The sequence below is a fragment of the Tenacibaculum ovolyticum DSM 18103 genome, assembly GCF_000430545.1.
GTDB classification, from domain to species: domain Bacteria; phylum Bacteroidota; class Bacteroidia; order Flavobacteriales; family Flavobacteriaceae; genus Polaribacter; species Polaribacter ovolyticus.
In genome coordinates this window covers 200248-209144 of record NZ_AUMF01000013.1, presented here as the reverse complement: position 1 = coordinate 209144, position 8897 = coordinate 200248, and the positions used below count along the sequence as shown (strand labels likewise).

Below are 8897 nucleotides of genomic sequence, written 5' to 3'. Positions count from 1 at the left end.
TGAAACAGTATCAATATTTATTAAAAGAAAAAGGAATTAAACAAAGTATGTCAAGAAAAGGAAATTGTTTAGATAATGCAATTATTGAAAATTTCTTTGGAATACTAAAATCAGAATTATTCTATTTGAAAAAATACAAGTCAATTGAACAGTTAAAAAAAGAAATTAGTGAGTATATAATCTATTATAATAACGAAAGAATAAAATCTAATTTAAACAAAATGAGTCCGATAAAATATCGAACTCATCATTATCAAAATTAATTATAAATTTGTCTAAACTTTTGGGTGCACTCTAATAGCGGGATTTTTTATTTAGGAAAGATAACATGGTCAAGCGGAATGTCAAATTCATGTGTATCTTCTATGTTTGTTATAGGAGGAAAAAAGTTAAGACCAATGGTTTTTACATCTTTTTTACACGCAGCTAAAAAACGATCATAAAATCCTTTTCCGTAACCAACACGGTAGTTTTTTTTATCAGAAATAAGCATAGGTACAAAAATTAAGTCAATTTTGGTTACAGCAACTTCTTCAGCATTTATGGGTTCTGGAACTCCAAACTTGTTTAAATGTAGTTTTGTGTTTTCTTTTAAATAAAAATGAGATAAAGAGTTGTCTTTGAAATTACATTGGCTTACAACAATTTTTTTTCCTTTTTTTCTAAAAAAATCGATAATTGGTTGTGTATCAATTTCGTTGAATTTTTGCATGGATAAGAACAAATGAACATTGTTTATCTTACTAAAATCAAACTTTGAAATTTGCTGGTAAATATTTTCTTCAAATTTTTCTTTTTCAGATTCAGTAAGTGTAATTCTTTTTTTTGTGTATAGTTTTCTAAGATCTGATTTTAACATTTTACATCGATTTTAATTCTTCTCGTAATTTTTTTGTTAAGCCTTTTACAATTAATTCATAAGAATGGTCAATCAATTCAAAAGCTATTTTATCAGAAACATCATTGTTTAAGGTAAGAGTGTTCCAGTGTTTTTTATTCATGTGCCATCCAGGGTTAATACTATCATATTGAGCTCTTAGTTCTAAAGATTTTTCAGGGTCGCATTTTAGGTTGATTTTTGCCTCATTTTGCTCCCAGCTGTTAAGTCCACTTAAAGCAAACATTTTATTCATTACTTTAAAAACTAAAGTAACGTCATCAAAAGGAAAGTGTTCGGTAACTCCTTTTTTAGTAATACAGTAATTTCTTAGTTGTTCTATGTTCATTTGTTATTTAGCTTAAAGATTCTTAATAATAAAAAAAGAATAGCAACTATACCAAGTAAAAGGAAAAAGTATTTAGTGATATTTGTAAATATAAAAAAATCAAACCCGCTATACATTCCAGATTTATCTTGTTTAATTTGAAGTGATTTTAGGTAGTTGTTACTGTCTATAAAATGAAATAAAAATAAAGAAATAGAGGAAACTAACAGTAATTTAAATGCTTTATAAAATTTACTCATTAATTTTTGCTATTCTATTGGTTTTAGATTTGATGCTGATAATTCTAAAGCAGAAAAATCTAATTTCCAGCCAATGGTTTCAACAAGGTTTTCCATAAGTGAAATAGCCTCCAGCGCTTCTTTATTGGCGGTTTGCATTAAATTACTATCAGGAATTTTTTGAAGGATATGTTCTTTAGCTTCTTTGTTAACTTCTGTTAAGTCTTCTGAGCTAAATTTATTTAGCAATCCGTTTTGAATATCGTAAAAACGTATGTTTGGCTCTACTGAAAAAACTTCAGGCTGTGGGAAGTCAGATAAAATCAATGATTTATTCTTGGTGTCGGTATGTATTTTAATTTTTCTAAAATCGAAACCAATATGCACTTTAGCATTGATTAAAATAATTGCCTTTTTTTTACTAGAAAATAAGCCTAAGAATTTTTCTTTAGAATTTTCATGGTGATATATTTCTGCAAACTCACCTTCTATAGTAATTAGTTTAGATACTTTTTTAATCTTATCTAATAAGATGACAGATTGTTTTTCAGTCAAGTGTTTTTTACTTGTTGAAGAAAATTTTTGAAAAATAAAATAAGAGATAATGGTTCCGCTTATTAAGCCTAAAAAAAGTAATTCCATAAACACTGTTTTAGATAAAATCCTTTATTATTTGTTAATGATAATAGATCAAAAATTAGAGTACAGTTATTTAAATATTTTTTTGATTACCCAAGCAGGGCCAATTAAAAGAAACTGTAAATCTTTTATGAAAGAAGGTTTTGCACCTTCTACTTTATGACCATAAAATTGCCCAATCCATGCGATTATAAAAATAGCTATTGAAGTGTATAATAGGGGTATGTATATGCTTAGAAAATAATTTCCAATAATGCAAAGAATTGAGAAAATTAGCATTTTAATAAACATAGAAAAAGATAAACGTAAATAGAATAATAGAAAGAAAGCAAGTGCAATTGTTGCCCAATTTATTACTAATGGATTATCGATTTTAATTAAGTTATTTAAAAATTGAGAAGGAATACTCATAAATATGCCTATGATGCTAAAGAATATAGCGGGAACGCATATAAAGTGTATCGAAATATTTGTTTCATTTTGATGGCTAACGGCGTATTCATCAAACCATTGTTGTAGTGTTTTCATAGCCACGAATTTAGATAAAAAAATTAAGTAAATAAGAAAACCAAATTATTGAAAACAAAAAAGACTTAAGAAAAATCTTAAGTCTTTTAGTCGGGGTGGCAGGATTCGAACCTGCGACCTCCTCGTCCCAAACGAGGCGCGATGACCGGGCTACGCTACACCCCGAATAGTTATCGGGGTGCAAATATAGATAAAATATATGTATATGAAGCAATAAAAAAAAGTTTTTTTTAAGTAGGTAAGATAATTTTAGTTTATCGTCTAATAATCAAAATAGATATTAAAAAAAGATAATAGATGTAAAAAAAAATTACATTTGTAGTATCAAAAAAATTTAGACGATGGCAGAAAAAATTAAATGTTTGATTATTGGTTCAGGACCAGCAGGGTATACCGCTGCAATATATGCTGCAAGAGCAGATATGAAACCTGTTATGTATACTGGAATGCAAATGGGAGGACAATTAACTACAACTACTGAAGTTGATAATTATCCAGGATATCCAAACGGAACAGATGGTACTGCAATGATGAATGATTTACAAAAACAAGCTGAACGTTTTGGTACTGAAGTTCGTTTTGGAATGGTTACTAAAGTTGATTTGAGTTCTGAAATTGGAGGTATTCATAAGGTTATAGTTGATGAGTCTATTGAAATTGAAGCAGAAACTATTATTATTTCAACAGGAGCAACTGCTAAATATTTAGGATTAGAAAGTGAACAACGTTTAATAGGTGGAGGTGTTTCGGCATGTGCTACTTGTGATGGTTTTTTCTATAAAGGACAAGACGTAATTGTTGTTGGAGCAGGTGATACCGCTGCTGAAGAAGCAACTTATTTAGCTAATATTTGTAATAAAGTTACCATGTTAGTTAGAAAAGATCACATGAGAGCTTCAAAGGCTATGCAGCATAGAGTTGAAAAAACAGCAAATATTGAAGTTTTATATAATACTGAATTAGATGAGGTTTTAGGGAAGGATGTTGTTGAAGGTGTTCGTGTTGTAAATAATCAATCAGGAGATAAGAATGAGATCGCTGTAACAGGTGCTTTTATTGCTATTGGGCACAAACCAAATTCAGATTTATTTAAAGGCGTTTTAGATATGGATGATGTAGGTTACTTAATAACAAAAGGGAAATCAACAAAAACAAATTTACCAGGAGTTTTTGCAGCTGGTGATATACAAGATAAAGAATATCGTCAAGCAGTAACAGCAGCAGGTACAGGTTGTATGGCGGCTCTAGATGCTGAACGTTATTTAGGTGCTTTAGAATAATAGCACATATTATATAAAATAAAAAAGAGCTTACAAATATGTAAGCTCTTTTTTTATGATTAATATTTTTGATCGTCTATTGATTTTGTAATAGAAGATTTAGTAGTTCCAGTATGTTTGGTCGTTTTACTTTCAATAAGCATGATTAAGCATTCGTTTTCTGAAGATACTCTGTGATTAATACCTTTTCTAACAACAAATAAATCTCCTTTATTCATTATGAAGCTTGGTTCATTTTCAATTTCCATTAATAAAGAACCTTCTGATATATAAAATAACTCATCTTCATTTTCGTGATTATGCCAAGGAATATCTTCTCCTTTTATTTTTGCTAATTTCACGTATTGATCATTAACCGTTGTAATAATCTTAGGTGAAAAATAATTCTCTATAGATTTAGATTCCTCTTTTAGGTTCATCATTTATTTTTTACGAATGCAATATACTAAGTAAATTTATAAGATAGTTTGGCTTTATTCTAGAAAGATATTACGCTGAGAATCATTACTCTTTTATATTGTCTTACTTTCTTTACAAATCAAATTAATCTTAGCATTAAAGAAATGTCAAGTGTTTTTTACTTACTTAATAGAAAATCAAGCTTTTCGATACTCAGTAAAGGAGTAAACTTTGTTAAGCTATAATCTGCGACTTTTTGAATAATTAAAGGATCTTTATCTAAAATATCACAAAGCTCTTTTTCTGAATTCGAATTTGCAATAACAACTCCACCGTTACGAGGATCTTTAGGTCCTCCAAATATAAAAAGTCCTTTTTTATATAAATTAGAAACATATTCTCTATGCTGTTCAGTAAAAGAATTTACTTCATCTATAGGTCGGATAAAATTAAAATTAATTAAAAACATGTTTTTAGTATTTAGTTAAATTTTTTGGCCCATTTTTCTGACCATTTTCTTAGTGGGTTGAAAAGATTGAATAACTCTTCACCCATATCTGTTAGTTTGTAGCCATCAACAACCTTTTCGATAATAAAAGTTTTTTGAAGTTCTTTTAATCTAGTATTTAAAGTTGTAGGAGATATTCCGTCACATAATTTTTCTAGTTCACTAAACGATTTTTTATTTTCCTTTAAATACCATAGAATATTCATAGCCCAATTTCTTCCTAATAAATCAAAAAGAGCCATTATTGGTTTTCCAGATTTTGAACCTCTTACAGGTTTTCCGGGTTTAGGTGTGTTCATTCTTTTTTTTGTAAAACTACATATTTTGTAGTTAACTACAAAATATGTAGTAGTTGTTTTGTAGAAATGTACTTAATAAATAAAAATATTTTTTTAAATGTTATTCTTTAGCACCATGACTTTTCGCAATATCAACCCAATGCTCAGAAATTCCTTTTACATCAGCGCCTAACCCTCTAGCTAAGTGTAGTGCTACAGCAACCATTAAAACAGAAGCTTCATGAAGTTCATTAAAAGTTTGTAAGTTGCCGAATTGTTCCTGTGCTTTTAGTTGCAGTAAATTATTGTGTTTTTGAGCAAAATTAATAGGATTATCAGTATTGTTAATACTAGGAGTCATTAAACAATTCATCCAATCTTCGCCTATTCGTTCAGCTAATAACTCAGGGCTTTCAGTTCCTATAACTCTCCAAGTAGCAAGTGTTTTTGTATCTCCTGATTCAGCTAAACCAGAGTCTAAAAGTAATTCAAAAGCAATATCGGCAATGTTTTGCATTACAATTAAATACTCATCTTGTGCTTTTTCAAATAAATCAGCTTCTTGCCCTTTAAGGTATTCACCAACACTAAGTTTAGGTAATTCTAAAACTTCAGAGCAGTCATTTAAACAAGGAAATTTATTACCTTCATATATATAATGTGCTTTATTAAATTGTATTTGACGACCTAAAGGATATAAACGACAAGCTAATGGACGACCTTGGTGTACACTACAGCCAACATTCTCTACATATTGATTACATGCTTTTTGTCCTTTTTTATCTTCTTTTCCGTCAAAACGTAATCGAATACCACCAAACTCGCAGTAAAGGTCTCGGAATTCTCTCGAAGTAATTTTTTTTTCTTTACTAAAACTTAATAACTCCCATGGGTTAAGCATTACAGATTTTCCAAAACAGCATGTTCCTGCTCTAGAGCAAGTAAGAGGTAGTATACTTTGAGTATTAAGTTTAGTTGTCTGCATTTTTTATATATTAAAAGAGCTTTTCTTATTTTATCTTTTTTAATAAAAGATTATTTTAAAGTGGCTAAATTAAGAAGCTAATCAATTTTTTATACTCTTATTTAGAATAAATGTGTAAAAATAAATTAAAAAACCATGAATATTTTTTTGAAAAAAGTGATTGTAATTTGAGATTTGCGTAACTGTTAGTATATCAGTAGATTTGTTGTTCTTTAAAAGTTAAAAGAGCTAAACTTTTTGTAATGAAACACGATTTAACAAAGAAAGATGCTATTTTTACAAAAAATAGAACAACCTTATTAATTAATTACATGATAATGAAGAAATTAATTACAACTTTACTGCTTGTCGCTAGCCTTGTTACTTATGGGCAAATTCACAACCCTGTAAAGTGGACTACCTCTGTAAAAAAAATATCAGAGAAAGAAAGTGAATTAATAGCAACAGCAACTCTAGATGGTGATTGGCACATGTATTCTCAAGAAATTCCTAAAGGAGGACCAGTACCTACATTGTTTTCTTTTACAGGAGATAAGCGTTATTTAAAAAAAGGAAATACAAAAGAAGAGGAAGGACATGTTGTTGATGATGAGATATTTGAAATGCGTATTAAATATTTTGATCATAAGGCAGTTTTTAAACAACGAATAAGATTAAAAACGAACGAGAAATTTACAATAAAGGGAACTGTAGAGTATATGGTTTGCTCAGGTGAAAATTGTTTACCACCAAAAGAAGTAGATTTATCTTTTAAAATTAATTAAATTCTCCCTTATAAATTAGATGAAAAAAATATTCATATTACTGTTTAGTTTAGTTATAAACTTAACAGCAAACAGTCAGATATTTAATCCTATTACCTGGAAAACATCTGTCGAAAAAATATCCGAATCAAAATATAAATTAATAACAGAAGCTACTATAGAAGAGGGCTGGAGTTTATATTCTCAAGAAGTACCAAAAGGAGGGCCGATAGCAACAACCTTTACTTATGATGATAATGGTGGTAGTATTAAATTAGTAGGTAATACTAAAGAACCAAAAGGAAAAATTAAGTTTACAAAACTTTTTAATGACGAAGGAATGAATATAAAATCTTTCGCTCACAAAGCTGTTTTTGAGCAAGAGATTGAATTGGTTAGTGGAGATATTAAAGAGCTTGAAGCTTTTATAGAATTTATAGCTTGTACAGACGAAGAATGTTTGCCACCAAAAGAAATTGATTTAGTTTTTAACTTAACTAAAAGCATAACAAAAAAACAAAAAGTTTCTAAAACTGTTAAATCAGGTGAAGGTACTAAGGAAGATAAAAAAGGATTATTAAGTATATTTTTTATAGCTTTTTTGTCAGGTTTTGCAGCATTATTAACACCTTGTGTTTTTCCAATGATTCCTATGACTGTAAGCTTCTTTACAAAACAAAGTAAGAGTAAAGCAAAAGGAATTAAAAATGCAATTATCTACGGATTATCAATTATAGGAATATATGTATTGTTAGGTACTGTAGTAACAGGTGTTTTTGGAGCAGATGCTTTAAATGCTTTATCAACAAATGTTTGGTTTAACATTGCTTTCTTTGTAATACTAATAGTATTCGCTGTATCCTTTTTAGGAGCCTTTGAAATTACATTACCAAGTTCTTGGGCTACTAAAGTAGATTCACAAGCAGATAGAGGTGGTTTAATCGGAATCTTTTTTATGGCATTAGCTTTAGCAATTGTGTCGTTTTCTTGTACAGGGCCAATTGTGGGAACATTATTAGTTGAGTCAGCATCAAAAGGAGGTATCGCACCTATTATAGGTATGTTAGGTTTCTCATCAGCTATTGCAATACCATTTGCGCTATTTGCAGCTTTTCCAGGTTGGTTAAATTCATTACCAAAATCAGGAGGTTGGTTAAATACAGTAAAAGTAGTTTTAGGTTTTTTAGAACTAGCATTAGCTTTTAAATTTTTATCGAATGCTGATTTAGTTTTGCAATTACATTTATTAGAAAGAGAAGTATTTATTGCTATTTGGATAGCTATATTTGGAGCATTGACGTTGTATTTATTAGGTAAAATTCAATTACCTCATGATAGCCCACAAAATCATATTTCAGTAGGAAGGCTAGGTTTAGGTTTAGTCGTAGGAGCATTTACTATTTATATGTTGCCTGGTTTATGGGGAGCACCTTTAAATATAATTAGTGCTTTTCCACCACCACAACATTATAGCGAGTCTCCATACGGTGTAGGGTATACAAAACAAAGTGCGATTACTGTTTTAGATAAAGAGGCTGGTAATCATAATGGTTTACCAGAAGGAGCACATTTAATGCCTCCCCACGATATTATTTCTTTTCATGATTATGATAAAGGATTAGCTTATGCTAAAAAAGTAGGGAAGCCTGTAATGATAGATTTTACTGGACATGCTTGTGTGAATTGTCGTAAAATGGAACAAAATGTTTGGGTAAAGCCTAAAGTATTAGATGTTTTAAAAAATAAGGTTGTATTAATATCGTTATATGTTGATGATAAAAGACCTTTAAAAGATGATGAAATTGTTGATTCTAAATTAAACCCAGGAAAGAAGTTAAAGTATATTGGGCAAAAATGGAGTGAATTACAAACCATAAAATACAAAGCAAACTCTCAGCCATTCTATGTGTTAATGGCACATGATGAATCTAATTTAATAGATCCAGCATCATATACACCAGATGTAGATGAGTATTATAATTGGTTAGAAAAAGGGATCGCCAATTTTTAAAAACAGTTCGATATCAAAAAACACTTTAGTAATTTTCTAAAGTGTTTTTTTTTGTTAAAAATTAGCTGATAAACTATTTGTT

The 8897-nt window shown here is 29.4% G+C and carries 12 protein-coding genes and 1 tRNA gene; 4 read left to right on the top strand and 9 right to left on the bottom strand.

What is annotated here, in order from left to right:
- A partial coding sequence (locus H518_RS0104570; protein ID WP_028887972.1) for an IS3 family transposase occupies positions 1 to 263 on the top strand: 263 nt, incomplete at its 5' end.
- A 47-nt stretch (positions 264 to 310) separates the two neighbouring features.
- On the opposite strand, the gene H518_RS0104565 is transcribed toward H518_RS0104570, so the two are convergent.
- From H518_RS0104565 to H518_RS0104540, 5 genes are all read right to left on the bottom strand, one after another.
- Positions 311 to 859 (bottom strand): 5-formyltetrahydrofolate cyclo-ligase, encoded by a 549-nt coding sequence (locus tag H518_RS0104565; protein ID WP_028887971.1) that lies wholly within the window; start codon positions 857 to 859, stop codon positions 311 to 313.
- A 1-nt stretch (position 860) separates the two neighbouring features.
- Complete coding sequence (locus H518_RS0104560; RefSeq protein WP_028887970.1) at positions 861 to 1226, bottom strand: MmcQ/YjbR family DNA-binding protein; 366 nt, start codon at positions 1224 to 1226, stop codon at positions 861 to 863.
- Positions 1227 to 1474: 248 nt separating this feature from the next.
- Positions 1475 to 2086, bottom strand: coding sequence for a DUF4230 domain-containing protein (locus H518_RS0104550; protein ID WP_028887968.1), 612 nt, complete (start codon positions 2084 to 2086; stop codon positions 1475 to 1477).
- A 66-nt stretch (positions 2087 to 2152) separates the two neighbouring features.
- Positions 2153 to 2611, bottom strand: a complete 459-nt coding sequence (locus tag H518_RS0104545) for an Mpo1 family 2-hydroxy fatty acid dioxygenase (protein ID WP_028887967.1) — start codon at positions 2609 to 2611, stop codon at positions 2153 to 2155.
- A 90-nt stretch (positions 2612 to 2701) separates the two neighbouring features.
- Positions 2702 to 2776 (bottom strand) — tRNA-Pro (locus H518_RS0104540).
- Positions 2777 to 2952: 176 nt separating this feature from the next.
- Here H518_RS0104540 and trxB point away from each other — a divergent pair.
- A complete protein-coding gene (gene trxB / locus H518_RS0104535; RefSeq protein ID WP_028887966.1) occupies positions 2953 to 3891 on the top strand; it encodes a thioredoxin-disulfide reductase in 939 nt (312 codons plus the stop codon).
- 59 nt (positions 3892 to 3950) lie between these two features.
- Here the strand turns inward: trxB and H518_RS0104530 are convergent, their stop codons facing one another.
- The 4 genes from H518_RS0104530 to H518_RS0104515 all read right to left on the bottom strand — a co-directional run bounded on the left by H518_RS0104530 (position 3951) and on the right by H518_RS0104515 (position 6061).
- Positions 3951 to 4313, bottom strand: coding sequence for a cupin domain-containing protein (locus H518_RS0104530; RefSeq protein ID WP_028887965.1), 363 nt, complete (start codon positions 4311 to 4313; stop codon positions 3951 to 3953).
- Between the two features lie 155 nt (positions 4314 to 4468).
- Complete coding sequence (locus H518_RS0104525; RefSeq protein ID WP_028887964.1) at positions 4469 to 4759, bottom strand: YciI family protein; 291 nt, start codon at positions 4757 to 4759, stop codon at positions 4469 to 4471.
- Between the two features lie 11 nt (positions 4760 to 4770).
- Positions 4771 to 5097, bottom strand: a complete 327-nt coding sequence (locus H518_RS0104520; protein WP_028887963.1) for a winged helix-turn-helix transcriptional regulator — start codon at positions 5095 to 5097, stop codon at positions 4771 to 4773.
- Between the two features lie 100 nt (positions 5098 to 5197).
- A complete protein-coding gene (locus H518_RS0104515; RefSeq protein ID WP_028887962.1) occupies positions 5198 to 6061 on the bottom strand; it encodes a YkgJ family cysteine cluster protein in 864 nt (287 codons plus the stop codon).
- A gap of 242 nt (positions 6062 to 6303) precedes the next feature.
- Between H518_RS0104515 and H518_RS0104510 the strand changes: the two genes are divergently transcribed.
- Both H518_RS0104510 and H518_RS0104505 read left to right on the top strand, forming a co-directional pair.
- Positions 6304 to 6825 (top strand): protein-disulfide reductase DsbD domain-containing protein, encoded by a 522-nt coding sequence (locus H518_RS0104510; protein ID WP_231891901.1) that lies wholly within the window; start codon positions 6304 to 6306, stop codon positions 6823 to 6825.
- 19 nt (positions 6826 to 6844) lie between these two features.
- Entirely contained in the window at positions 6845 to 8815 is a 1971-nt protein-coding gene (locus tag H518_RS0104505; RefSeq protein WP_028887960.1) for a protein-disulfide reductase DsbD family protein, read from the top strand.
- Positions 8816 to 8897 lie beyond the last annotated feature (82 nt).